Raw genomic sequence first — 24,579 nt, forward strand, 5'->3', positions numbered from 1 at the left:
CCAATCTAGACCAAGTATTGCTTAAAGAAAGCCACTTCTTCATCCATTGCTTGCAGGGCCAAGGCGTCCTTTTGATTACAAATAAAGACATGTCCTTCAGGGTGCTCATCATCACCATACGACTTAGTGACATGACTAAGCCCTTTAGCACGTAGAAAACCGTCAAACTTCATAGTTTGGTCCCGAATAAAGTCCTCGTTGGCCGTAGTCATAAAGGATGGTAGGAAGTCTGTTGTAATATACTTTTCGGTATCTATCATGTCATGGAGCTTATGATCATTGAGCACCTCGTCCGTGAAGTATCCGGTCACGGCTCCTTCTAACATCCCTTCATCTAAGGTAAAGAAAGCCGCACTATTAAAGGCAACTGCCCGTATCTTGAGCTGGGTTAATTCGTAGCCAAACAAGTCCCGATATTCAGGATTAGTGAGAATCGTGACATATTGTTCGGCCATTTGACCGCCCGCCGAATCTCCCATTAGGAAAACGTTTTGCCGATCTAACTGATATTCATTAGCGTGTTCATCCACCCAATGCAGATAGCGATTGACATCATCCATTTCCCCCGGGAATTGCACTTCTGGAGCCAGGCGATAATTAGGATTCACAAAGGCAAAGCCCCGTTTAGCCAGCCCCAAGCCAAAGAATTGATATGTTTCTTTCGTTCCATAGCACCAACCACCACCATGGATATTGATAATCAACGGAATTTTACCCTTGATGTCATCTGGTAGGTAGATATCTAAACGATGCCACTTGGGGTCTGGTCCATAAGTCAAATCATTGTGTCGGGTTACTCCCGGAATTTCCGTTGGCAATCCGGCATCCCGTTGGTCATCGCTTTCCTTAAAGGCCACTCGGAGATCTGAAATTGCTTGTTTCGTTGCTTCATCAACCACTATAAATCACCTCTTTATTAATAATTACCTTCATTGTAGAAAAATTAATTACTAAAATAAATAATGATATTAACCACTTTTTGGCGCTGATTGACTAATCGAGAGTCTCACCATTCACGGTTAACAACAAGTTATATAGGGCCCCATACAGATTAGCGTCGTTATTGAATTTAGCGGCAACGATTTCGGGTTGTTGAAAGGTTTGCTGAATAATCGGGTACTTGGCAAAAATTGCTTGATAGGCTTGGCGGATTCCTTGGATCACCTTGGACTGGGCTGAAATCCCGCCACCAATAGCATACTTATCAAGATCCACCACAAACTGCACATCCATGATTAAAGTTGCGATCCCGTAGCAATAATCATTTAGAATCGCTTGGGCGGCTGCATTGCCATCCTCAATGGCCTGAAAAGCCTTGAGTCCATCTGTCTCGTCGTCATTACCGACGACTTGATTGATCCGTTTAATCATCTCAACAGCCGACCCAATCCCACCGACAAAAGCATCATTAAAATCACTCGCATGGTAGTTAAGGTTAACAAAGCTCAGTTCTCCTGCTTGATAATGGGATCCGGCCACCAGATGACCATTCACAATAATGCCGCTACCTACCCCGGTCCCTAAGACGATGGCAGCACAATTTTGCTCGCCCTTTAAACTCCCTAACCAATTTTCTGCTAAGGCTGCCGCTTTTCCGTCATTCAGGCCAATAATTGGGATCGTTAATTCATGAAAATGTCTTTTCAGATCAAGACCATCTAAAAAGGGTAAGGCACCCCCAAAATGGATGGTGGTCTTTTCAATTTGCCCAGGCGCACAAAAGGCCAAGCCTTTAATCTGATCATGGTATTGCTCCACGATTTGATCGAGCGCCTGCAAGAAGTTTTCCCGGTCTTGCGGGGTTTTGATTTTATCTTTCTCGATAATTTGACCAGCAGCGCTAATTAAGGCGTACTTGAGATTCGTTCCCCCAACATCGATGCTTAAGTAATTCATTTTCGGCCTTCCTTTCTAAGTTCAGCAGCAGATTTGCCATATAGTTTTTCCAAGGTTCGATTCATGGTCCGAATTCCACTAAATCCCGTTTGAATCGCGATCATCGTTAAGTTCAACTTTGAGGTTCGGAGACGTTGTCGTGCATGTTGTGCCCGAACGTTATTAATGTATTCACCAACCGTCTGACCCATTTGCGCCTTGAAGAAACGCGCGAGATACTCTTTGGAGATGCCACAAAGCTCGGCTAAACTTTCTAACCTAATGTCACTTTGGTAATTGTCGTTAATGTATTTCGTAATGAGATGGATCCGTTCCATCGAGTAATTACTACTTCGCCCATATTCACCAATCTTATCGACCGTAAAATAAGTCAGCAATTTACATAAAACTTCATCCGTCAGGCACTGTAAGCGTAGATTCTTCAACCGCGAGGTCGTCAAATAGTTTTTCGAAATTTCTAATAACAAACCTTGCAATTGGGCATAAGCGGCTTTTTGGATGTCACTAAATTGACTAGGATCATTAATAGAGATTTGCTGCTGATCAATTAATGGATAGAGTCCCATCACATATTGATAGGGAAAAATTATCGATAAAGCCCGATCACCAGCTTGACCCTTGGAGTAAATTTGATGCAACTCTTGGGAATTAACCACTAAAATATCCCCGGGTTTGGTATGGAATTTTTGATTCTCAATCTTAAATTCCGTAATCTCACCACGAATGGTATAGCTTAATTCAATCGATTGGTGCCAATGCATGGCAATCCGATCGGTCCCTGACCCTTGATGTAGATACAACCAACTGTTAACGGGACCATCAACGGTCACTTGTTCATGTCTTGACTGATTTGGCATCGTCCTCCTCCTTTCCATGAATTAACCTAATTTTAAAAAGGGCTGCTTGGCAAAACAAGGCTGATCTTGATCTGTTTTGGGCGTTCATTAACCTAGTTATTTGCTAAAAAATAAGACGCTTGAAAAATCCAGGCGTCTTACGAATTTAATCCTAACTTAAATCATTCCCGTTTGATTGAATGACTTTCTGGTACCAATAGAAGGAATCTTTTGGATAGCGGTCTAGCGTCCCTTGACCTTCGTCATCTCGGTCCACATAGATGAATCCATACCGCTTGGACATCTGACCAGTCCCAGCTGAAACACAGTCGATACAGCCCCAGGTTGTATAAGCCCGCAAATCAACTCCATTGCCAACTGCGGCATCCATGGCTTGAATGTGTTGGCGTAGATAATCAATCCGGTAGTCATCATGGACGGTCCCATCTTCAAATTTATCGACGGCCCCCAGTCCATTTTCAACCACCATCATTGGGAGGTGGTAACGGTCATACATGGTTTCTAGATAATATTGCAGACCAGTCGGGTCAGTCGCCCAACCCCATTCTGAGTATTGTAAGTATGGGTTCTTGGCTCCAGCTGCGAAGTTACCACCCACTTGATCCTTCACTTCATGGGTTGTGACCATGTTGGACATGTAATAAGAGAAGGTATACATGTCAACTTTCCCCTTTTGTAGATCTTGACGGTCTTCTTCCGTAATGTCCAATTCTACATGATGTTCATCCCACAGCCGTTGGGCAAAGCTTGGGTATTCACCCTTACATTGGGCATCGCTACAATAGAGAATATTTTGTTCCCAATTATAACGATTGAGCATGATGTCTTTTGGATCTGGTGAACCTGGATAGTAAACAATCCCGCAAATCATGTTTCCTACGACATTATTCGGATCAATTTGGTGGGCTACTTGCACTGCTTTAGCCGAAGCCACAAATTGATAATGTAATTTTTGGTAGTTGTGTTGATAATCTTCATCATTGCCATCACCACCAAAAGTACTTAAACCGAGCAGTGCTGAATTAATTTCATTAAAGGTTAACCAGTACTTCACGAGGCCCTTGTATTCCTTAAAAAGGGTGGTGGCGTATTTGACATAGGCATCAATCATGCCTCGATCTTGCCAGTCATTATACTTTTCACTTAAGGCGAGCGGATCTTCATAGTGCGAGATCGTGACTAAGGGTTCAATATCATACTTACGTAATTCCTCAAAAACTCGCCGATAAAAATCAAGCCCGGCTTGGTTAGGTTCCGCTTCACTGCCATTGGGGAAAATCCGTGTCCAAGCAATGGAAAGGCGGTACACTTTAAAGCCCATTTCGGCAAACAGTTTAATATCTTCCTTGTAGCGATGATAAAAGTCAATCGCCACATGGTTAGGATAGTATTCATCTTCAAAGACGGCGCCCTTGGCTCCTTTTGGCAGTCCTTGTCCTGGTAAAGCCACTTGTTTCCCGCGTTGCCCATTTAAGGTATAAGTCAGATAACGGGGCGTTTCTAAGGAACCGGCCGTTTGAATATCAGTGACGGACAGACCTTTCCCACCTTCATCATAACCACCTTCAACTTGGTTGGCAGCAACCGCGCCACCCCATAAGAAATCATCACGAAAATTAGCCATCATTTTTCTCCTTTTTTTATGATAATTCTAGCACTTCATCACCAACTGCCACCGTATCTTTAGCAACGGCTTTAACCTCATGGTATTTAACGGAGTTCGTTACGACCATTGGCATGGTTGGATCATAACCAGCTTGCTTAATTGCCGCTAAATTAAATTTAACTAATGGATCACCGGCTTTGACCGCTTGACCTTTTTCTACTAAGGTTTCAAACCCTTTTCCTTGAAGGTTAACTGTATCCATCCCAATGTGCATTAAGATCTCCGCACCAGCTGCCGTTTGCATTCCAATCGCATGTCCAGTTGGGAAGACTAAGACCACCGTCCCATCAGCTGGGGCCCGTAAGAGACCTTCGGAAGGCACAAAGGCTAATCCTTTCCCCATCGCCTCACTGGAGAACACTTCATCTTTAACCTCGGTCAATGGTAGAGTTTGCCCATTAACTGGCGCATATAGTTTCGTTGGTTGGTTGTATTCAGCCGCGTCCTTAGCAGTTTGTTCGGCGGCCCCGCGCTTAACATCGGCCGCTTGTGCTCCGACTTCCGTCACTGCAGCAGCCTGTAATTCTGCTAATTCTTCCTTCGAATCCACTGCACTCTTACCAAAGATAAATTGTAGTAACAAACCAGCTAAGTAGGAAACAATTACGGAAATTAACCACCAGATTAAGGACGAAGTCACATGACTCTTCCCAATCACCATTGGGAAGGCAAAGACACCCATTCCGGCCATACTAAAGGCTTTTACACCACCTAAAGCAAATGGAATAGCGCCGATCGCCCCACCGATACAGGAGAGGATAAAGGACTTTTTCCGTGGTAAGGTCACCCCATAAATGGCGGGTTCGGTCACCCCAAAGATCCCTGAGATTAAAGCAGGAAGCGCAATCGCTTTGGTCTTGGGATTCTTGGTTTGGAAGATGATCGCCGTAACAACCCCAATTTGCGAGAAACAAACTGAAACGGAGAACAGTAGCATTTGATCCCAACCTTGGGATGATAATTCGGTATAAAAGGCCGCCACAATTCCCCAGTGGACCCCAAACATAACCAATACTTGCCAGAAGCCACCAACAATCACGGCTGCTAAGATAGGACTGAAGTTGATAACCGCTTGAATAGCTGCGGCGATAATATCAGCGATCCAGGTCGCCACCGGTCCGATCACTAGGAAAGTAATCGGCACGGTGATCAAGAGCGTAAAGAATGGGACTAAGAATAACTGAACCACCCCTGGAATCAACTTTGTCACAAACTTTTGAACATAAGAAGCAAACCAAACGGCTAATACAATCGGAATCACCGTGGAGGAATAGTTCATCAAGATGACCGGAATCTTTAAGAAAGTCGCATGAATTGGTGATTCAATGATCGATCCTTTGAAGAGAGTCATTAAGACGGTTTTAGAATTATATAGCGAAAGAATGTTAGGGTAAACCATGGCCGCCCCAATCGCAATCCCAATAAATTCATTCACCTTAAACTTCCGGGCAGCGGTAAGCCCCAAAATAATTGGCAAGAAATAGAAGAAGCCATTCCCGATCGCATACAGGATCGTGTATGTTCCAGAAGTTGTAGAAATCCAGCCAAAGGAACCCATAGCCGAAGTCAAACCTTGAATCATCCCGGCAGCTGCCATGACACCAAGGAAAGGCGTAAAGATCCCCGAGATTAAGTCAATGAAACGATCCATAAGTGACATATTAGACTTATCTTCGTAGTCATCAGCTACTTGACCACCACCGGTTAGACCGCCAACGGCCAAGACGTCATCGTAGACCTTATCAACGTGGGTCCCGATAACCACTTGATATTGTCCACTGGACTTTACCACAGTCACAATCCCATCATTGGCCTTTAATTGATCATCATTGGCCTTGGCTTCATCTTTTAATTTAAAGCGTAGCCGTGTCGTACAATGCACCACCGAAATGATATTTTCTTTTCCACCAACATTATCAATAATAAATTGCGCTAAATCGCGATATCCATTATCTGCCATGAGATAATTCCTCCTTATTTATTAGCAAACAAAAACCTGAGTTGCCAAAACCAGGTCACTATGTCACCATAGCCACTTCGTTTTGACTCCTCAGGTTCATGCCAGCAATGTTGTAACACACCTAAACTGTCAATTATTGTTCTTCTTGATAATTAGTTACTCGCCAGACGTGGAGAATTAAAAAGACTCGTTCATCTGGTGATAAATCCCAGCCCATTTGATTTTTGAGAAAGACCGCAATCCGGTCAACACAGGCAACCGCATCGGGATACTTTTCTTGAATGACCATCATTAAGGATTGATCTAAAGCTTGCCCATTAACCTTGCTGTTGGTTAATTGACGGATCATAAAAGCCCTTAGATGACCGATAAAACGGGTAAAATTAAAGGAATCCGGATCTAATTGGATTTGGTATTGATACTGGACAATATCAATAATTCCCTTAATTAACCGCGAAATTTTCATCGTATCTTGAATGGTCGTGCCATTGGACTCGAGGTTAACAAAATGTTGGGTTAACATCACCGCTTCCCCTTCATCTAAACCCGCTCCCGTCATCCCATTAATCAGCATCAAGGCTTCCTTGGCCACGGCATATTCTTTTGGAAAGAGCCGATTCGTCTCCCAACTAACCGTCGCTGAATCCAAATTGATCCCGTCTCGGGTTCGTTTGATGGCAAAATCAATGTGATCTGCCAAAGACAAATATTGATAATCAGTAAAGGAGCGGGATAGTTGGTCCTTAACCAATTTTTCCACCCGATTAACGACTTCCACAATTTCTGGCGATAGCTGGGTGGCCGTATTTAAGACCGTTTCTTCTTGATCCGCCGCTTTAAAGCGCCGCTCAATCTTTGCTAGATCAATTTCATCCCCACGATGTTTCCCAAAACCTACTCCCTTGCCGATCACAATCCACTCGGTTTGTTGATCGTCTTCAACCAAGGCGGCGTTATTATTAAAATTTTTAACGAATTTCATTCATAGCCTCCTTCTGTTGGAATAAAAAAGCCTACACTATCTCCTGAAAAATCAAAGGAAAAATGTGTAGGTTAATGCCTGGTCGAACCAGTAACACACGCTTTATTCGTGATTATCATACCAATCTATGTAAGCGCTGTCAATAGCTATTCCACATTAATCTTCCCGTAAATAAATCTTATCAATCCGATGATTGTTAGTTTTATGCAAAATGATGTCGGCGCGATTCCGCGTTGGCAAAATATAATCATCTAAATTCGGCAAATCCACCGTTTGCCATACTCGATGGGCCATTGCTAGGGCTTCTTGACGATCACCTTGCGCATATGAATAGTAATAATTAGTGGGGTCTTGAAAGGCCGTATCCAAAAGGGTATTAAATCTTTCCAAATACCACTGCTCAATCAGTTCCGCTTGTGCATCCACATAAATGGAAAAGTCAAAGAAGTCACTCACGTAAATCCGTTGCGCCGAAGGTAACTGTAATACATTAATCCCTTCCACAATTAACAGGTCTGGCTGATCGATGATTTGAACTTGATCCGGAACCACATCATAAACTTGGTGTGAGTATATCGGCGCGGCCACCTGTTCCTCTCCGGCATTTACATCATTTAAAAAGGTGATTAACTTATCCATATCGTAGGATTCCGGGAAACCCTTGCGATCCATAATGCCCCGTCGTTCTAATTCCGCATTGGAATATAAGAAACCATCCGTCGTTAACATCTCAATTTCTCGATCCGGCATTAGGCGTTGCAACAAGATTTGTAATAACCGGGCCGTCGTACTTTTCCCCACCGCTACGGAGCCGGCAATACCAATAATAAATGGGATCCGGCGATTCGGTTTATGCAAAAAGGTCATTTTCTGCAATTGCATTTGCTCATAATTTTGATACTGTAACTGAATCAATTTGATTAGTGGCAAATAGACTTCTTGCACATCTTTTAAGGAAATCTGATCGTTAACTGACTTAATTTCATCTAGATCCGATTGCGAAAGCAGTTGGGTCCGACTCGGGTAAAAACTATACCAAGTCGGTCGGTCAAAACGATCGTAATTTATCCACTCATCCATCTTGTCGTCCTCATTCATTTGGAATGCTATTATTTTAACACTAATTCTATGAGAACGCTTTATTTGTCTTTGTAAGTAAAAAACGCGACCATGACTGATCGCGTATGGCAACTATTTCTCTTGTTCATGAAACAACTCTTCATGTGTTCCCAATCGAATGAATCGAAAACTTCGCTTTTTCTGATTAGGAAAGTAAATAACCAGTAACCCAACTTTTCCATCTAAAAGATGAAATTACATACTCCCCCGATAATTTAGATTGTGATTAGTGAGAACATGCGGATTATACTCATCTGGAATCTGACCATTCTCAATTATCTCCTCCACAACTATCTCCTCCACAACCGCTTTAATCTCGTCCACTAATTCTGGCACTAACCTTTTCCAATAATTAAAGTCATTATAAAATTGTTTTTCATAAATGACAGTATACATACTCGTTACTCCCCATGATTTAACAAGGCATTCATCGCATCCCTGACGTTATTAAACTGCTCCCCCTCATCTTTAATCAGACCTTCTTCTTCGGCTAAGGCTTTAATAATTGCCCGACGTGTTACGGGATTCATCATCTCATCCTGCCCATCATTTGATTTGATTTTAAAAGGCACTTCTTTTTGGATTACCAATTGTTTCACAGCTAAATTCAGATACGCCGTTAATGTTAGCCCCATTTGATTAAGTTCTTTTTCGGCTTCCTCTCGCAGTTCTCGATCTAGCCGAATGGTTGAAGCAACTTTTGACATCATATTACCTCCTTTTGCCACCTTTTCTATACCTAAATTATACCTACAATATATCGTTTTAACAATCAAATGCTTGTTACATCAAAAAAACGCGACCAAGACTGATCGCGTTTTGAAACTACTTAGTTGGATACTTCAAGGAAGTCGAACTAGTCAGTTCTGGAGCGTCCGTTGAGTAATCGGTATCCTTTTTATCGTTTTGATAGTACAAACTTGTCTTGAGCTTTTCTTGAATCTTCTTCAAACTACTCAAGCTCTTCTTGACGTTATAAGTAAAGTTCTTCTTATTCACCTTGGTGAATCCTTTTAACTTGTAGAAACGTAGCAAATCACCATTTAAGACTTTATCAGATAGTCCTAATTCAGTCGTCACTTGCTTTTGAATCGCTTTAAACTTCTTCTTTTGAGCAGCTGTCGGATTCTTAATTTGCTTACCCGACTTAGTGTAGAAGTATTGACCACCATACTTCGTGTATTGTGGAGTTACCCAACTACCATTTCTAAATGGCACAATTTGATCATTTTCTGATGACAAGAGGTCTTGACCGAACTGAATGTACTTATTGGAACTGATCCCCAAGAGGTCCTCCAAGGTTGGTAAGACGTCAATTTCACCACCATAAGTCTCATTGATACCACCAGAAATCCCTTCACCATTAATGATTAATGGAACTTTTTGCCACATCGCTAGGTCATAATTAGTGACCGACTTCTTGCCAAGAATCTTGGCAATGGCATCCTTATGGTTTTCGGAAATCCCATAGTGGTCTCCATATAAGACCAGCACCGTATTCTTCCGTAAGCCCGTTTCATCTAAGTAAGTTAATAACTCCCCAACGGCTTGATCCAAGTAATGGGCCGTTTGCACATATGGATCCACGGTGTTGTCCCCGGTCGTTAACTCAGGGAAGTCCGTGTTCTTCTTATCAATTAAGTATGGATAGTGATTCGTCACCGTAATCAACTTCGCATAGAAGGGTTGTGGTAACTGTTGTAAGTAATGGGCCGCATACTTCATAAATAGCTTATCTTTAGTCCCATAACCAACATCAGAATCTTTAACTTCTGGGAAGAAGTCCTTACTAAAGAAGTATTGATACCCGAAGGACTTATAGGTGTTATCCCGGTTCCAAAAACTTGGCGTGTCCCCGTGGAATGAAGCCGTGGTGTAACCTAACTTTTGTTCTAATAAGGCCGGCGCCGCTTGGAAGGTATTTGATGTCCCCAACGTACTCATGGCCGACCCTTCAGGTAACCCATATAAGGAGTTCTCCAGCATCATCTCGGCATCGGAAGTCTTTCCTTGACCAACCTGATTAAAGAAGTTACTAAAGGAAATCGAATTAGATGAATTATAAAGCGAGTTAATATTAGGCGTGACCTCTTGGCCGTTTACCTTATAGTTAATCAAGAACTGTTGGAAACTTTCCAAGTGGACGATAATGATATTCTTCCCCTTGATCGTTCCGTAATACTGCATATTAGGCGCAGCATAGTTCTTCTTAATATAGTTTAAGATCGGGGTTAAATCCTTTGAAGAAGCCTGTGACCGCACCATACTGGTATGCGTGGTCTTCACCCCATCATAAATCGTGTAAGCTTCTAACCCTAAGTACTTCACCAAATAATTATTATCAAAGGTCCGCGTTAATAGTTGGCTTCGATCAGACTCCGCCATCCCTAAGTTAACTCCAAACAAGAGAAATGCTAAGGCCGAGATCGTCAAAGAATAACGCCGCTTGAAGTAGCGCATATCAATCCGAATCAAATGGAAAGCTAACAATAAGATTAGCAAAATGACATCGGCATAGACGAAAAAATCAGATGGTCGAATAATCTGTCCTAAACTAGTCCCTAAGTTCCCCGAAGAGGTCCCGGACCCTTTAATCACGTTTAGGGTAATAAAATCGGAGAATTCCCGATAATACAAGATATTCGCAAAGAGCCAAGTTGATAATAGAGCATTGATAATAATCATCAACCAGTAGGAAAGCCGTCCTCGGAAATAAAGGGCGATCCCAATAAACAGTAGCGTGGCTGGGATGGTGTTAAAGGCCAGTAAAAATTCTTGAACCGCACCACTTACTCCCAAGTTAAACTTGGTCTGGTAAGCCCAGTAGCTTTTAATTGCAAATAAAAAGACTACCAGCAGGAAGAACCCTAATTTGGTGTTCAGCCCCCGCCGAATTTTTTGCAATAATAATCTCATCTTTTTTCCTCCAGAGAAAAATCTCAACGCTCCTATCATACTATAATGTTGGCGTCCCTGCTGTGGAATTTAAAAACAATAATAAAATTTAAACTTTATCTCAACATCCCTATTATACCGGCTACGGTCAAGGGGTCAATTTGATCCATTCTCACAATAAGAGACCGGGAAAAAAATCTACCCAGTCTCTTATTGGCGTTGATATAGACTAGCATCCACCTCATCAATCAACGGACTTACTGGTCCAATACTGGTGACCGTTAAGGCATGCATGGCGCGAGAACAAATCGTGTAAATTAATTGTCGCTCGGCATCACCATGATACTGCTTGGCATTCGCATTCCAAACAATGACGGCATCAAATTCCAACCCTTTGGCTAAGTAAGACGGCACGACAATCGTCCCTGGCACCAGACGCTGATTCTCCGTGCGAATCAGGGTGACCTGCTCGCCCGCCGCCTTTAGAAGTTCAGCAATTCGTTCGCTATCGGCTAAAGTCTTCCCGATGATAGCCGTTGTATCATGAGCCGCTTGGTAGCGGTCTAAGGTATTAACTACGGTCGCCACCGCCGTTGATTCGTCCGCTAATTCTAAGACTCGCGGCAGTTCACCTTGACGCTCAAAGGCTTCAATCCGCTCCCCATTCACTAAGAGACCCTTGGTAAAGTCAGTTAGCTGTTGCGTAGAGCGATATGATTTGGTTAATTGAATGACCTTCGTATTGTCTTCACCAAACATTGTACCTAACTCTTGTAGAAGGGTATGGCTCTGTTCGTGGGTAAAGATGGCCTGGTTTAAATCACCTAGCAAAGTAAACTTGGCTTTCGGGAAGTTAAATTGTAAATAAGCCAATTGGAAGGCATCGTAATCTTGGACTTCATCCACAAAGACAAAGCGAATCTCACGTTGGCCGCGTTTCCCCGTTAAAAGGTCGTACAGGTATAAGTAGATCGAGACTCCGCTTGTACTAATTCGCTTTTCTTTAAAGGCCATTGTTTGCTGATCAAGATACTGTTGCCATTCTGCAGGACTAATATCAAAATCAGCAATATTAACTAACTTCGGCGTCACCCGCAATAAATGCAGATACTGCGCGTTGATGTTCATCCACCGATTATGATCAATCGCTTTTTTGACGGGTCGCAAAGCATCCATCACAATCCGCCGCGCTAAGAATTTACGCTCCGCTTCTTCACTTTCAAATTCTCCCGGATGTTCATGTAAGGCCACGTCTAGGTCTTCCTTACTCATCGTTTGAATTGCTTCTTCAACCCATTTGGACCGCATTTCATTCCCAATCCGACTATTCAAAATCTTAATAAGACTTTCTTTGGTCGCATCTAGGCGATTACCTAAATGATAATTGCGATTAAAAGAATAATAAATTTCGGCGATCTTTTCCTTACTGAAAAATACCCGCCCCCGAAACATAATGTTTTTAAAGCGCAAATGATGATCTAGTCCTAAATGTTTAGCATAACGAGTGACAGCATTAAAATACTTCAAACTGGTTAATAGTTTGGTAGCTTTTTGATGCACTACTTCTTGATCGGCTTCAAAACGTTCTTGAATCGTGGCGACTTGTAACCGTGGAACCCGCCGTCCCACATATTGATAGTAAGTCATTTGGATCATATTATGTTCCCCAAGTTCCGGTAAAACCTGGTCAATATAATCATTAAATAACTGATTTGGGCTAAACATAATTACTTGCGAGGCCGTTAAATTCCCTCGATAGCGATACAGCAACCACGCCACCCGTTGCAGAACCGCCGCGGTTTTTCCTGAACCAGCCGCTCCTTGAACAAATAACAAACGGGCATCCGTATTCCGAATAATTTGGTTTTGGGTTCGCTGAATGGTTGTAACAATACTCTTCATCTTGGTAGAGGAATGATTATCCAAGGCCGATAACAGCATCTGATCCGTAACAGCTTCTTCAGTATCATACAAGGTCACGATGACGCCATCTTCAATTTGAAATTGGCGTTTTAATTGAACGTCTACTGTTTGAACCCCATCTGGCGCTTGGTATGATACCTTCCCCAACTCTCCTTCATAATAGATAGAAGAAATCGGCGCCCGCCAATCATAGACGAGGAAATGATCAGGTTGATCAGTAAAAGAGGCGAGACCGATATAAATCGTTTCTGCTTCAGCATCATCCGTTTCTTTAAAATCAATCCGGGCAAAGTAAGGCCGACTTTCTAAGCGTTCCAGCGTCTCCAAAAGATCAGCCGCATGTTGCCAAGTATTCTCCCGTTCATCCAGCATTTGCTGTTGGGCGCGCACCGACATGGCTGTATCCATCATTCCCGAATAAGTAGTGGTGTTCATGCGAATATCGTCAAAGCCCTCCTTGATTTGACCAATATCCGTCTTGGTATGTCCTATCTTTTCCTCCGTCGCCACCTTGGCACGTCGAATTTCATCAATGACGTGGTCCAAGTGCTCTTGTTCATATCGCTTTGGATCTGTCATAGTACCCCTCCAAAATAGTTTGATGATCTATTATAGCACCCTCAAGGGCCGAATAGCTTTAATTATGTTAAAATATGGTTAATATGACTTTTGAAAGGGTGTAAAAATGGCAATTGATGTATACATGGTTCGTCATGGTCAAACGTACTTAAATGAATTTGGGAAAATGCAAGGTTGGTCGGATGCGCCCCTTACCGATCAGGGCTGGAAAGATGCTAAACGGGCCGGGGAAGCTTTAAGCGAGATCGACTTTGATTTTGCTTTCACTAGCGACCTCAAGCGGGCCATCGACACAGCTCAAACAATTCTGCGTAATCATCCCACTAAGATCCAAAAAGCCACGCCGAACTCCGCTTTTCGGGAATCATTCTTTGGCTATTTCGAAGGCCTGCACAGTGGCTTTACAGCGACTACTATCGGTGGGGCGCTCGGCGTCAAAACTTGGGAACAACTTACCGAACAAGTTGGGATTGAGAAATCACGGGATCTAACTAAAGCGGCAGATCCCTTCAAGCGGGCCGAAGATAACCGTGATTTCTGGGAACGCTTAGCACCAGGCTTTGAAACCTTACGATCCTTGCCGGACCAAAGTAAAGTTTTATTAGTCTCGCATGGGATGACCATCCGTTCGATTATTAGTAAATATGGTCAACCAGGCCAAGCACTCATTGCCCCACAAAATGGAGCCATTACCAAATTAGTGATTACACCTACAGATATTAAAGTTGCGTTTTATAACCAATTAACCATTCCACAGGGAGATGAAGCTTAATATATGGAAACCACCAAACCGAATCTTGATCAAATTATCATTATCGGCTTAGATACGGGCCAAAGTAATTTCGATTACACCATGAATGAGTTAGTTGAACTTGCTAAAGCCAACAATATGCAAGTCCTCGATCGCTTGGATCAAGCACTGGATCGTCCGAATGCGGCTACCTATTTTGGGAAAGGAAAGGTCGAAGAATTAGCTAATTTGACCGCAGCTTTAAAGGCAACCACGATTGTTGCCAATGACGAATTATCGCCGAGTCAAATTAAAAATCTAACTGATGCAACGAAGACGCGAGTCATTGATCGCACCGCTTTAATCCTCGAAATTTTCGCTCAACGCGCCCAATCTCGAGAAGCAAAGATTCAAGTCGAAATTGCCCAATTACAATATCGCCTTCCCCGCTTACGAACGGCTAACAATATTACCCTCGACCAACAAAGTGGTGGTGGAGCCGGTATGTCCAACCGGGGGGCTGGGGAAACGCAAATGGAAATGGACCGGCGAGTGATCCAACGCCACATTAGCCATTTACGAAATGAATTAAAAGAAATCCAGAAATCAGAAGATACCAAACGGAGTCAGCGTGATAAAAGTGCGATCCCTACGGCAGCCCTAGTTGGTTATACCAACGCTGGAAAATCAACGATTATGAATCAGCTGGTGGAACGGTATGGCGTTTCAGTCGACAAACAGGTCTTTGAAAAGGACATGCTTTTTGCCACGCTAGATACTAGCGTTCGCCAATTAACTTTAAAAGATCAAAAACGTTTCTTATTAAGCGATACCGTTGGTTTCGTCAGCAAACTACCAACCCAACTGGTAGAAGCCTTTAAATCAACCTTAGCAGAAGCCGCTAATGCGGACCTCTTAATTCAAGTAATTGACTATTCAGATCCTCATTATGAAGAAATGATCAAAACCACCGAAAGTACCCTTCACCAAATCGGGATTGAAGATATTCCAATGGTGTATGTTTTCAATAAAGCTGATCGGACTGCGGTTGAGTATCCGGTGATGGAAGGTGAAGACCGGATTGTCATTTCTGCCAAGGATGCTGCTTCGATTGATTTATTAGAGCAAATTATCCGCCAACATCTTTTTAAGGATTACCAAACTGCCACCTTATTAGTTCCCTTTGCTGAAGGGAACGTTGTTTCTTACTTGAATGAACATACTAACATTTTAGAAACGACCTACGAAGAAGCTGGCACGCGTCTAAAAGTCGAGCTATCAAGCGAAGATTTACACCGTTTTGAAAACTACCTAACTGAATAGTCTAAGGAGTACGTTATGACAACGAAGCAAGAATACATCGAGCAACTTAGATTGGAAGCTCATCCCGAAGGTGGTTGGTATCGGCAAGTCTACCACAGCGCTAAAAGCGTTTATGACCAAACTTCCTTAGCCAGTCGCTATCAATACACCTCCATTTATTTCATCTTAGATGGTAGTTCCCCTTCGCACCTGCATCGCTTATTACATGATGAAATTTGGTATTATCACGACGGTGCCCCGATTGTGGTTCACTGTTTTTCACCCAATGGAGATTACACCGCCGTTAAGTTAGGTCGAAATCTGGCAGCGGGTGAACAACTTCAATTTAGGGTCCCAGCCGGCACCATCTTTGGTTCCGAAGTCACTGACCCCACCTCATTTGGTTTTGTGTCTTGTGCTGTTGCTCCAGGTTTTGACTATCATGATTTCGAACTCTATACACAAGCTCAATTATTGCCAATCTTTCCTGAACAGGCGAACATTATTAAACGACTGGCTTATCAAAATTTACCTTAAATCAAAAGGAGACGCGTCAAAAACGTCTCCTTTTTCTTTGTCTATGAATTTAATTGATTTTAACTTTATCGTTAATTGCTTTGGCTACTTCAAGATCCTCGCCATCAACTCGTGAGGCCACGGCCCAGTAATAAAAGAAGATCGAAGCAATGATAATTACCAAAAAGTCATAGGGGTATGGAATCCAATTAATGCCCCCAAATCCATTACTACCTAGATATGAGATCGCCGAAATAAAGATCAGATAAACTAACATCCATAATGACCCTTTCAGCTGGATTTTTAGCGACCGGTGGTTATAACGCAATTCATAGTAAAAGTAGATCGGCAAGCCCAGTAAGACGACTAAAATAACTTCAATCGTGGTTGGCCACATCGCCCAATAAATGACTAATCCGGTCAAAATAAATGAGAGTGGGGCTACCCAAGATAAATGTTTGGAATTAAAAGGCCGTTTAAAGTTGGGCCGCATTTTCCGTAAGGCCACGGTCGTCACGGGACCCGTAGCATAGGCCACAAAGGTCGAAATTGACACGACCGTGGCAAGCTTGCTCCAATCCCGAAAGAAATAGACTAAGACCATTGCCACTAGCAAATCTGCCACCATGGCCAAGCGGGGAATCATGTAACGCCGGTTCATCCGCCCCAGCCAAGCCGGTACGTTTCCATTGCGAGTCATTGCGGCTAAAGTCCGCGATGAGGTGGCAACAAAGGTTACTCCAGTCCCGAAAGGAGATACTAAGGCATCCATGTATAGCAAGATCGACAGCCAATTAATCCCTAAAAGTACCGCTAAATCAGCAAACGGTGAGGAGAAATTAATTCCATGCCAACCGACTTTCGTAAGCATCCCCGATGGTACCGCCGCGATGAAGGCTACCTGTAACATAATGTAAATCACAGCTGTGATGGACAGTGAAATCCAGACCCCCCGGAAAATATTTTTCGAAGGATTAACCATTTCACCCGCCATATTAATCACGGTTTGAAAGGCGTCATAAGATAAGATAAGATAATTCCGGAAACGGCAACGGCTTCAAAGATCCCGCGGGTGCCAAAAGGCATGAAATCACCAAAGTTGGTGGCGAGATGATTTTCATGGAAACCTGACCATAGCAAAACTAGAATGGTCAAGCTAGGGATCACTAACTTAAAGACCGACACTAAACTGGTAAAATGCGTTAACAATTTCACCGACCAGAAGTTAATCAAGGTGAAAATAATCATAATCGCAAAGACCAATAAAAGTCCCTTGGTCGTGATAACCCCATTGTGCATGAATTGCGCCGTCCAATTGGCCCAGGCCCAAGGCCAGCTACTCATATACTGAACACAAGCAACCGCTTCAATGGGAATTAAGGTAATAAGTGATACCCAATTAGCCCAGGCCGCAATAAAGCCTAATAATGAGCCATGACTATACTGAGCAAATCGACTCATTCCTCCACTTTCGGGGAACATGGTTCCGAGTTCCACGTAATTAAAGGCAATCATGATCATGACCACAGCCCCAATTACCCAGGAAATAATGGCTGATGGACCAGCCACGCGGGCCGCCGCTCCTGAGCCAAAGAGCCATCCCGAACCAATCAGAGAACTGAGCGCCAACATAACCCCGGAAAATAAACTTATTTGATGTTTTTTCACGTTTCTACTCCTTACTAATTCACAAATTATATCACAATCCCTTTTTTACCCGGCCTTAAATATGCTAGAATATTTATTGAAACCGCTTACCAATACTTTTGAGGGGGTACTCAAATAATGGAACTTACCGTTACTAAATTTGGTGAATACCAAGATCAAGACGTAATGAAATACACCATGACCAATGATCATGATGTGCGGGTTAGTATTTTGAATCTGGCCGGGATTTGGCAAGAATATAGCATTCCTACTGCTGATGGTCATCAAAATCTCTTATTGAGCTCGGACAGTGTGGAAGGCTTTATGGGCAATGGCCTTTGCTTGAATAAGCTAATCGGCCGAGTGGCTAACCGAATTGACCACGCCACTTTTACGATTGATCAACAGACTTACCATGTCGAGCAAAACGAAGGTGAGAACAACATCCACGGTGGCAACAATGGTTGGAAAGAAAACTTTTGGGAAGTGGAAACTAAAGAAAGTGCTGACAAACTTCAGATTGTGTTAAGCAAACAATTTACGGAAGCAATGGACCATTTTCCGGGAACAGAAACGGCCAAGGTAACCTACACTTTAGCTAACGACAACAGTCTCTCCATTGATTTTGAAGGATCTAGTGATCAACCGACGCTCTTTAATCCAACCAACCATACTTACTGGAACATCAGCGATCATAATGACGTCACTGGTTTGGAGCTACAGTTAAATTCGACTGACCACTTAGCAGTTAATACTACCAAGATTCCTACTGGCGAACGGATCGCCAATGCTGGCACCCCATATGATTTCCAGCAATTCAGCTCTCTTGGCCAAGCTTTATCGGCAATGCAAGCTACTAGCGATGAAGGAGGCTTTGATGATTATTTCGAAGTCACGCCAACTGATGCCAGCACCAATCAACCCGTCGCTCAGCTTTACGATCCAGAAACTAAGCGGCGGATGAAAATGTACTCGGATCGCAATTCGGTCGTGATTTATACTGCTAATGGCTTATCCGGTGACTTAGGGCTAAGCAAACCGGCGCAATCCTGGTTAGCGATCGCCATGGAAGGACAAACTTTGACTGATGCCATCAATCATGATGACTTTGGCAATATCGTTCTCCGTCCCGAAGCGCCTATGCATAATCATTTACGCTACGAAATTGAATTTTAAATTTCATATTAATAAAGGCTGACGATAGCAAGGTTTGGGCCCTACTTCGCCAGCCTTTTAATATGCATTCTAATCTTTAAATCTCGCGATTAGAGAATTTATACAAAACCACGGCAATCCACGATGAAATCAAGGAAGCCAGAATCGCCACCAAAATCACGTTGGAGCTAAGATTCATCACCCAATTGATTTTTAAAATCGATTGCAAATTTTTCAAAAGATTATCAAACACGATTTGATATATAGTTACATAAATCAAGGTCCATTGAATGTAATATTCAATCAAAGTGAGACTAGTGATTGAAAAGGACCAGCGCCGGTGCAATAACTTCAAGAAGCCATATAAGATAAAACCACATAGAATTAAAATCGCACCAAATAGAATGAACAAAGAGCCAATTTTAAGTTCGGTGATCAAATTCGTGAAGAAATAAGAAATCGCAACTGCAATCAAAAAGACGAAGGTGCTAATTATCACCATCATCGCCAATAAACCCGCGGCAGTGATAAAAACATAGCGTTCTTTTCGATGATGCTCCGCAATTACGATCGTCACCATGATCACGAGCAATAAGAACCATCCCATTGCCTCACCTCTTGGCTTGGCGATTCCGGTAAGCAACCTGGACGATCAGCCCGAAATCAGCATCCGTCAGAATCGGGCTCCCACTACGTCCCGGCATTTTCTGCGGACCGCCAGTAATATAAACGTTGGCTAGATATAGTTCATAAGCCTTGGCCGCCGTATTAATCTCAGTTAATCCGACCTTAGTGATGTGCCCAACTGGCCGGCGCTCCATCTGGTTAATCCCAATATAGACTTCATACTGACCAGTTTGGGAATTGTGTTCTAATTCAAAAAATGGTGGTTGCTGGCCCTTATTAACAGCCGGCACTCCCTCACCCGTGGATCGGAAATGTTCCGTAATCCCTTCAGCATCTAGGCCATTATAGTCCACGGCAATCAACTTGCGAGCTACTAGATCATCAACTACATCCCGTAAATTCTGTTGCTCCTGTTGGCTAATCTTCACTTCTGTTTGGATGACATCTTCATTAGCATATAGACCGTTCGATTGATTCATTGCCAACATCGCTTCCCGCCGGGCTAAACGTTTCCGATCCTTTTCCTCGGGAGTTTCTGGCGAAAAACCAGTTAATTGGGTTAATTTCGGCGATAGAAAGTCCCATCGCGAAGTACGTCCCAAATAATAATAAACAATATTTAAATAGAGATAATAGGTGATCACAATTACCGCTAGGCAGTATAAAAAGCCTCGTAACCAAGATTGGTTCTTGAGCAGCATGAAGGTAACGTAGATCAGATACCCATCCCCTAATAAAGCCACAATCGTATAAATCCGATTTTTGACCTTAACACTCATGTTGAAATAGCCCAGGGAGCTATTAATCATGTCTAAAAAGGTAAACATCTTGGCTCCTCCTAGTTATTGGTTCCCGTCGTAGTGCCAGTCGTGCCGGTCGTGCCCGTATCAGTAGTAGTTGTAGTTGCTCCAGTTCCTTGTCCGGTATTGGTCGTGCCCGTCGTTGATGCTGAAGAAGATTGGGTTTGATTTCGCGTTGTCGTCTGACTACTTGACTGACCAGCCGTGTCATCTAGTGAGTTATTCTGATCATTGGATGACCGTTGATCACTACTCTGATCACTCATACTCGAGTGATCGCTACCATCACTGCGCATTTGGTCACTGGACGTCGAAGAACTAACGCTACTTGTTGAGCTTACTGAGGCCCCATTATTGGTATGGGTAGCCAAGTTAACCCCAACATTCGTTGCTCCTAAAGCTAATACTAGTGATACCAAAGCAAATGGTGTTATAAACGGTGGTATTTTCATTACCATATTACGGCCTCCTTATCAGGTCCTCTATTATAACGTTAAATCACCATAAAACAGCAGTTTAAACATAATTTTTATGTGAATTATTCATGCTTCTTAGCGCAATCAGCACACCGTCCATATAATTCAAATTCATGGCCCGTAATTTCTGCTCCCGGCAACTGGGCTTGATAAAATTCTAAATCAAAGGGTTTCATGTGGATTTCGGTTACCCGTCCACATTCTTGACAAATAAAATGATGATGGTGTTCATGAGCTTCTTGATCACAGCTTAGTTTAACGGCTTTGCCATGACTCCGTTGCGTAATTTCAACGATTCCTGCTGTTTGAAACTCTTCTAAATTACGGTAAATCGTATTATGACTAACCCCTGGATACTGTTGACGCATTAACTGATCAACGTAAGTTACTTCTAGATAGCGTTCTGGGGAGCTAGCTAAAATATCAATTAAGGATTGGCGCTGTTTGGTTAATCGCAACTGACTCCGCCGAATTAAAGCAACAGCTTGTTCACTTAAAGTTGCCATAGTTACTCCTTTTAGTCTACTAATTCTCGTAGGACCAATCGGTCTAATTGTTGCCGAGTGATCGTCCAGTCCTCATTATTAATCACATACGCCCGATCCGTCAATTGATCTGGTAGGGTCAGATCGCGTTTAAATTCCTGACTATTAATCCGCGAACGAATAGCTTGAGAATCATCACCACGCATTTTTAACCGTTGCACTAAGATATCAGGATCGGCAACCGTTAAAAAAATTACCACTACTTGCGCCCCGAGTTGTTGACAATAGGTCAAGGCCCCTTGAGAATCTAAAACAATCACGGCTGCTGGATGCCCCTGCCAGGCTCGTTCTAAAGCTTCCCGTGATGAACCATATTGATAATGATCATATTCAACCTGTTCCAACAACTCTAAATGTTGAAAACTATCGGGACTCTCAAAATAATAATCGACCCCATCTACTTCTCCAGCCCGCGCTGGCCTTGTTGTATGGGTAATTACTTTGGCGATTTGGTATTGGGCTTGTAAATAGGCTTGAACCGTTGTTTTACCAGTGCCAGCCGCGCCCACGATTACGAAAACTTTCTTCATTATTTTTCTAACTCCACCAAATGTTGATTAACCTGATCCAGTAAGGATTTCAAATTATCATAGGTCAATCGTTGGCGGGCAGCTTGATAGTTAAACCAACCAGCATTCGCAATTTCTTCAGTCTGGAGATTAAGCTCAGTATCAGTCGGGACGGGCGCAGTATAGAGGGTCATTTCCTTTAAATTTCCATTTGATAGATCATATGAAGTTGCAACTTGAAAACTTGAATCAATTTTTAAGTGCAAACTGGTCTCTTCTCGAATCTCTCGCGTTGCCGCAGTCACCAGATCTTCTCCCGCTTCTACATGACCCTTGGGAAAGCCCCAAAAGTGTCCCGGATTTTGACTCTGTAATAATAAATATTCAATTCCAGTCGCCGTCCGCCGATAAACGACGGCTCCGCTTGTGATCTCAGTTGCCATTTTAACCCCCTCCTAATCTTTATCTCATTGACTTTTAATTTAGATGCCGGTATAATGTACTAGTATTTTACTACATAAAGCTAAATAAGATGGAGATTGTTATGAGTCAAAATATTTTCCGAAAAGAATCCTTGGCTACTTACCTAGGATCCGATAAACAATTTGTCAAATCCATGAATGGAATTGACCTGATGACTCTGGGGATTGGAGCGATTATTGGAACTGGGATTTTTATTTTACCAGGAACCGTGGCCGCCACAACCGCTGGTCCTGGAGTAACCTTATCGTTCTTCTTTGCTGCCATTGTGTGTGCTTTAGCAGCAATGTGTTATGCGGAATTTGCCTCCGCCTTACCTGTTGCAGGGAGTGCCTACTCATACGGTAACGTCGTTTTTGGAGAAATCGTTGGTTGGGTGCTTGGCTGGGCCTTAATTTTAGAGTACATGTTGGCAGTGGCCTCCGTTTCAACGGGTTGGTCTGCCTACTTTGCCTCTTTTATTGAAAGTTTTGGCATTAAGATTCCAACCGCTCTTTCAGGTCCATTTGATCCTGCTCACGGTACCTACATTAATATTGTGGCGGTTTTGATCGTCTTATTCGTTGGTTGGATTCTATCTCATGGAATTAGTACTTCCATTAAAATTAACGACGTCATGGTGCTGGTTAAATTAGCCATTATTGTCATCTTCATCGTTATCGGAATCTTCTTTATCAAGCCTCATAACTACCATCCATTCCTCCCATACCATCTCTTTGGATCCTTAAAGGGAGCTACCACGGTCTTCTTCGCCTTTCTTGGTTTTGACGTGGTTGCTGCGTCATCGGCCGAAGTGAAGAATCCGCAAAAAAATATGCCAATTGGGATTATTGGTTCCTTAATCGTGGCAACCGTACTCTACATGGGAGTTTCAATTGTCTTGACCGGGATGGTTAAATACACTCACCTCGACGTGGCTAACCCGGTGGCCTTTGCCTTGAAATACGTTAACCAAGGTTGGTTAGCCGATCTACTTTCACTGGGGGCATTGGTCGGGATGTTTACCATGATGATCTCGATGACTTATTCTAGTTCCCGGTTGGTTTACTCGATTGGTCGGGATGGTCTTTTGCCAAACTTTATTAGTAAGTTTGATGAAAAGCACCAAGCTCCTCAACGGGCACTTTGGATTGTTACCATTATTATCGCTTTCATGGGTGGATTTGTTTCCCTTGATCAATTAACTAATTTGGTTAACATTGGTACTTTGCTAGCCTTTACCGCCGTTTCCTTTGGGGTCATTCCGCTACGCAAGCGATCGGATATCAAAAATGATGGCTTTAAAGTCCCTCTCTACCCGGCCCTACCAATCATTTCCGGTTTGGCCTGCATTGGGATGATTTGTCTCTTGTCTGCCGAAACTTTAATCAATGCTGCCATTTGGTTTGTTCTCGGTTTAATTATTTACTTTGCCTACGGATACCGGCACAGTAAGTTAAGTCACCTTTCCGATAAATAAGTCTTGATAAGGCTGTGAAGAAACTTATTTTTTGTTTTCTTCACAGCCGATTTTTATTTATAATTAAGAAAAATTATTTAGGAGGCTCACTCATGACCACGTTTTATTGTTATTCCCGTTGTAGTACCTGCAAAAAAGCTCAAAAGTGGTTGGATGAACACCAGGTTGCTTATGACCAACAAGATTTAGTTGAACAACCACCAACTAAAGAACAATTTGTCGACTGGCTAACCAATAGCGGTCACCCCATCAAGTATTTTTTCAATACAAGTGGTCAACATTACCGTCAACAAAATCTCAAAGAGCGGGTCAATGATCTGACTATCGATGAAGCCGCTACGCTCTTATCTACCGATGGTAAATTAATTAAACGTCCTTTAATGGTTGATGGACACCAGTTAACCTGTGGCTTTAAAACCGATATCTATGAAGAAACCTGGTTAAAGTGAGGAAGCG

Annotated in this window: 23 protein-coding genes and 1 pseudogene; 6 read left to right on the forward strand and 18 right to left on the reverse strand. The window is 42.8% G+C overall.

Annotated features, from left to right (window positions below):
• Nucleotides 1–5: 5 nt before the first annotated feature.
• From PS3_RS04975 to helD, 11 genes are all read right to left on the reverse strand, one after another.
• Nucleotides 6–899, reverse strand: a complete 894-nt coding sequence (locus tag PS3_RS04975; RefSeq protein WP_040468228.1) for an alpha/beta hydrolase — start codon at nucleotides 897–899, stop codon at nucleotides 6–8.
• Nucleotides 900–993: 94 nt separating this feature from the next.
• The gene (locus tag PS3_RS04980) at nucleotides 994–1,896 is read right to left on the reverse strand and encodes an ROK family protein (RefSeq protein WP_007122231.1); all 903 of its coding nucleotides are present in this window, start codon (nucleotides 1,894–1,896) and stop codon (nucleotides 994–996) included.
• Nucleotides 1,893–2,753, reverse strand: coding sequence for an AraC family transcriptional regulator (locus tag PS3_RS04985; protein ID WP_040468229.1), 861 nt, complete (start codon nucleotides 2,751–2,753; stop codon nucleotides 1,893–1,895). The genes PS3_RS04980 and PS3_RS04985 overlap by 4 nt, the downstream gene beginning before the upstream one ends.
• A gap of 151 nt (nucleotides 2,754–2,904) precedes the next feature.
• Nucleotides 2,905–4,377: a glycoside hydrolase family 1 protein gene (locus PS3_RS04990; RefSeq protein ID WP_007122232.1), complete on the reverse strand. Its 1,473-nt coding sequence runs from the start codon at nucleotides 4,375–4,377 to the stop codon at nucleotides 2,905–2,907.
• A 16-nt stretch (nucleotides 4,378–4,393) separates the two neighbouring features.
• A complete protein-coding gene (locus tag PS3_RS04995; protein ID WP_007122233.1) occupies nucleotides 4,394–6,379 on the reverse strand; it encodes a beta-glucoside-specific PTS transporter subunit IIABC in 1,986 nt (661 codons plus the stop codon).
• Nucleotides 6,380–6,512: 133 nt separating this feature from the next.
• Nucleotides 6,513–7,361 (reverse strand): PRD domain-containing protein, encoded by an 849-nt coding sequence (locus tag PS3_RS05000; RefSeq protein WP_007122234.1) that lies wholly within the window; start codon nucleotides 7,359–7,361, stop codon nucleotides 6,513–6,515.
• A gap of 156 nt (nucleotides 7,362–7,517) precedes the next feature.
• A complete protein-coding gene (gene coaA / locus PS3_RS05005) occupies nucleotides 7,518–8,441 on the reverse strand; it encodes a type I pantothenate kinase (protein WP_040468230.1) in 924 nt (307 codons plus the stop codon).
• Between the two features lie 234 nt (nucleotides 8,442–8,675).
• A complete protein-coding gene (locus tag PS3_RS10265; protein WP_050950848.1) occupies nucleotides 8,676–8,876 on the reverse strand; it encodes a hypothetical protein in 201 nt (66 codons plus the stop codon).
• Between the two features lie 5 nt (nucleotides 8,877–8,881).
• Nucleotides 8,882–9,187: a type II toxin-antitoxin system RelB/DinJ family antitoxin gene (locus tag PS3_RS05015; protein WP_050950849.1), complete on the reverse strand. Its 306-nt coding sequence runs from the start codon at nucleotides 9,185–9,187 to the stop codon at nucleotides 8,882–8,884.
• A gap of 118 nt (nucleotides 9,188–9,305) precedes the next feature.
• The gene (locus PS3_RS05020; protein ID WP_007122236.1) at nucleotides 9,306–11,396 is read right to left on the reverse strand and encodes an LTA synthase family protein; all 2,091 of its coding nucleotides are present in this window, start codon (nucleotides 11,394–11,396) and stop codon (nucleotides 9,306–9,308) included.
• Nucleotides 11,397–11,585: 189 nt separating this feature from the next.
• Entirely contained in the window at nucleotides 11,586–13,877 is a 2,292-nt protein-coding gene (helD, locus tag PS3_RS05025; protein ID WP_007122237.1) for an RNA polymerase recycling motor HelD, read from the reverse strand.
• Between the two features lie 106 nt (nucleotides 13,878–13,983).
• Here helD and PS3_RS05030 point away from each other — a divergent pair, with 106 nt between their 5' ends.
• Genes PS3_RS05030 through PS3_RS05040 form a run of 3 tightly spaced genes read left to right on the forward strand, consistent with a single transcriptional unit; the run spans nucleotide 13,984 to nucleotide 16,446 of the window.
• On the forward strand, nucleotides 13,984–14,649 hold the full coding sequence (locus tag PS3_RS05030; RefSeq protein ID WP_007122238.1) for a histidine phosphatase family protein: 666 nt from the start codon (nucleotides 13,984–13,986) through the stop codon (nucleotides 14,647–14,649).
• A gap of 3 nt (nucleotides 14,650–14,652) precedes the next feature.
• Nucleotides 14,653–15,930, forward strand: coding sequence for a GTPase HflX (gene hflX / locus PS3_RS05035; RefSeq protein WP_007122239.1), 1,278 nt, complete (start codon nucleotides 14,653–14,655; stop codon nucleotides 15,928–15,930).
• Between the two features lie 15 nt (nucleotides 15,931–15,945).
• Nucleotides 15,946–16,446: a cupin domain-containing protein gene (locus PS3_RS05040; protein WP_007122240.1), complete on the forward strand. Its 501-nt coding sequence runs from the start codon at nucleotides 15,946–15,948 to the stop codon at nucleotides 16,444–16,446.
• Between the two features lie 49 nt (nucleotides 16,447–16,495).
• Here the strand turns inward: PS3_RS05040 and PS3_RS05045 are convergent.
• Nucleotides 16,496–18,057, reverse strand: a pseudogene (locus PS3_RS05045) (APC family permease).
• A 153-nt stretch (nucleotides 18,058–18,210) separates the two neighbouring features.
• Here PS3_RS05045 and PS3_RS05050 point away from each other — a divergent pair.
• Nucleotides 18,211–19,248 (forward strand): aldose epimerase family protein, encoded by a 1,038-nt coding sequence (locus PS3_RS05050; RefSeq protein ID WP_007122241.1) that lies wholly within the window; start codon nucleotides 18,211–18,213, stop codon nucleotides 19,246–19,248.
• Nucleotides 19,249–19,324: 76 nt separating this feature from the next.
• Here the strand turns inward: PS3_RS05050 and PS3_RS05055 are convergent, their stop codons facing one another.
• The 6 genes from PS3_RS05055 to PS3_RS05080 form a co-directional block, all read right to left on the reverse strand.
• Entirely contained in the window at nucleotides 19,325–19,834 is a 510-nt protein-coding gene (locus tag PS3_RS05055; protein WP_040468233.1) for an SA1002 family membrane protein, read from the reverse strand.
• Nucleotides 19,835–19,838: 4 nt separating this feature from the next.
• Complete coding sequence (locus PS3_RS05060; RefSeq protein ID WP_007122242.1) at nucleotides 19,839–20,681, reverse strand: DUF6681 family protein; 843 nt, start codon at nucleotides 20,679–20,681, stop codon at nucleotides 19,839–19,841.
• Between the two features lie 11 nt (nucleotides 20,682–20,692).
• Nucleotides 20,693–21,112 (reverse strand): hypothetical protein, encoded by a 420-nt coding sequence (locus tag PS3_RS05065; RefSeq protein WP_040468235.1) that lies wholly within the window; start codon nucleotides 21,110–21,112, stop codon nucleotides 20,693–20,695.
• 80 nt (nucleotides 21,113–21,192) lie between these two features.
• Nucleotides 21,193–21,636: a Fur family transcriptional regulator gene (locus PS3_RS05070; RefSeq protein ID WP_007122243.1), complete on the reverse strand. Its 444-nt coding sequence runs from the start codon at nucleotides 21,634–21,636 to the stop codon at nucleotides 21,193–21,195.
• An 11-nt stretch (nucleotides 21,637–21,647) separates the two neighbouring features.
• Nucleotides 21,648–22,205 (reverse strand): guanylate kinase, encoded by a 558-nt coding sequence (locus PS3_RS05075; RefSeq protein ID WP_007122244.1) that lies wholly within the window; start codon nucleotides 22,203–22,205, stop codon nucleotides 21,648–21,650.
• Complete coding sequence (locus PS3_RS05080; protein WP_007122245.1) at nucleotides 22,205–22,627, reverse strand: bis(5'-nucleosyl)-tetraphosphatase; 423 nt, start codon at nucleotides 22,625–22,627, stop codon at nucleotides 22,205–22,207. The genes PS3_RS05075 and PS3_RS05080 overlap by 1 nt, the downstream gene beginning before the upstream one ends.
• Before the next feature lie 101 nt (nucleotides 22,628–22,728).
• Here PS3_RS05080 and PS3_RS05085 point away from each other — a divergent pair, with 101 nt between their 5' ends.
• Both PS3_RS05085 and PS3_RS05090 read left to right on the forward strand, forming a co-directional pair.
• On the forward strand, nucleotides 22,729–24,123 hold the full coding sequence (locus tag PS3_RS05085; RefSeq protein WP_007122246.1) for an APC family permease: 1,395 nt from the start codon (nucleotides 22,729–22,731) through the stop codon (nucleotides 24,121–24,123).
• A 92-nt stretch (nucleotides 24,124–24,215) separates the two neighbouring features.
• Nucleotides 24,216–24,572 carry an arsenate reductase family protein gene (locus PS3_RS05090; protein ID WP_007122247.1) on the forward strand — a complete coding sequence of 119 codons (357 nt, stop codon included), beginning with the start codon at nucleotides 24,216–24,218 and terminating at the stop codon, nucleotides 24,570–24,572.
• The last annotated feature ends 7 nt before the right edge of the window (nucleotides 24,573–24,579 follow it).

This window comes from Limosilactobacillus gastricus PS3 (genome assembly GCF_000247775.1).
Lineage (GTDB): Bacteria > Bacillota > Bacilli > Lactobacillales > Lactobacillaceae > Limosilactobacillus > Limosilactobacillus gastricus_A.

Bases quoted from the DNA above. Each gene is read 5' to 3' on its own strand.
- PS3_RS04980 (WP_007122231.1), bottom strand. From the start codon at position 1,896: ATGAATTACTTAAGCATCGATGTTGGGGGAACGAATCTCAAGTACGCC.
- PS3_RS04985 (WP_040468229.1), bottom strand. From the start codon at position 2,753: ATGCCAAATCAGTCAAGACATGAACAAGTGACCGTTGATGGTCCCGTT.
- PS3_RS04990 (WP_007122232.1), bottom strand. From the start codon at position 4,377: ATGGCTAATTTTCGTGATGATTTCTTATGGGGTGGCGCGGTTGCTGCC.
- PS3_RS04995 (WP_007122233.1), bottom strand. From the start codon at position 6,379: ATGGCAGATAATGGATATCGCGATTTAGCGCAATTTATTATTGATAAT.
- PS3_RS05000 (WP_007122234.1), bottom strand. From the start codon at position 7,361: ATGAAATTCGTTAAAAATTTTAATAATAACGCCGCCTTGGTTGAAGAC.
- coaA (WP_040468230.1), bottom strand. From the start codon at position 8,441: ATGGATGAGTGGATAAATTACGATCGTTTTGACCGACCGACTTGGTAT.
- PS3_RS10265 (WP_050950848.1), bottom strand. From the start codon at position 8,876: ATGTATACTGTCATTTATGAAAAACAATTTTATAATGACTTTAATTAT.
- PS3_RS05015 (WP_050950849.1), bottom strand. From the start codon at position 9,187: ATGTCAAAAGTTGCTTCAACCATTCGGCTAGATCGAGAACTGCGAGAG.
- PS3_RS05020 (WP_007122236.1), bottom strand. From the start codon at position 11,396: ATGAGATTATTATTGCAAAAAATTCGGCGGGGGCTGAACACCAAATTA.
- helD (WP_007122237.1), bottom strand. From the start codon at position 13,877: ATGACAGATCCAAAGCGATATGAACAAGAGCACTTGGACCACGTCATT.
- PS3_RS05030 (WP_007122238.1), top strand. From the start codon at position 13,984: ATGGCAATTGATGTATACATGGTTCGTCATGGTCAAACGTACTTAAAT.
- hflX (WP_007122239.1), top strand. From the start codon at position 14,653: ATGGAAACCACCAAACCGAATCTTGATCAAATTATCATTATCGGCTTA.
- PS3_RS05040 (WP_007122240.1), top strand. From the start codon at position 15,946: ATGACAACGAAGCAAGAATACATCGAGCAACTTAGATTGGAAGCTCAT.
- PS3_RS05050 (WP_007122241.1), top strand. From the start codon at position 18,211: ATGGAACTTACCGTTACTAAATTTGGTGAATACCAAGATCAAGACGTA.
- PS3_RS05055 (WP_040468233.1), bottom strand. From the start codon at position 19,834: ATGGGATGGTTCTTATTGCTCGTGATCATGGTGACGATCGTAATTGCG.
- PS3_RS05060 (WP_007122242.1), bottom strand. From the start codon at position 20,681: ATGTTTACCTTTTTAGACATGATTAATAGCTCCCTGGGCTATTTCAAC.
- PS3_RS05065 (WP_040468235.1), bottom strand. From the start codon at position 21,112: ATGGTAATGAAAATACCACCGTTTATAACACCATTTGCTTTGGTATCA.
- PS3_RS05070 (WP_007122243.1), bottom strand. From the start codon at position 21,636: ATGGCAACTTTAAGTGAACAAGCTGTTGCTTTAATTCGGCGGAGTCAG.
- PS3_RS05075 (WP_007122244.1), bottom strand. From the start codon at position 22,205: ATGAAGAAAGTTTTCGTAATCGTGGGCGCGGCTGGCACTGGTAAAACA.
- PS3_RS05080 (WP_007122245.1), bottom strand. From the start codon at position 22,627: ATGGCAACTGAGATCACAAGCGGAGCCGTCGTTTATCGGCGGACGGCG.
- PS3_RS05085 (WP_007122246.1), top strand. From the start codon at position 22,729: ATGAGTCAAAATATTTTCCGAAAAGAATCCTTGGCTACTTACCTAGGA.
- PS3_RS05090 (WP_007122247.1), top strand. From the start codon at position 24,216: ATGACCACGTTTTATTGTTATTCCCGTTGTAGTACCTGCAAAAAAGCT.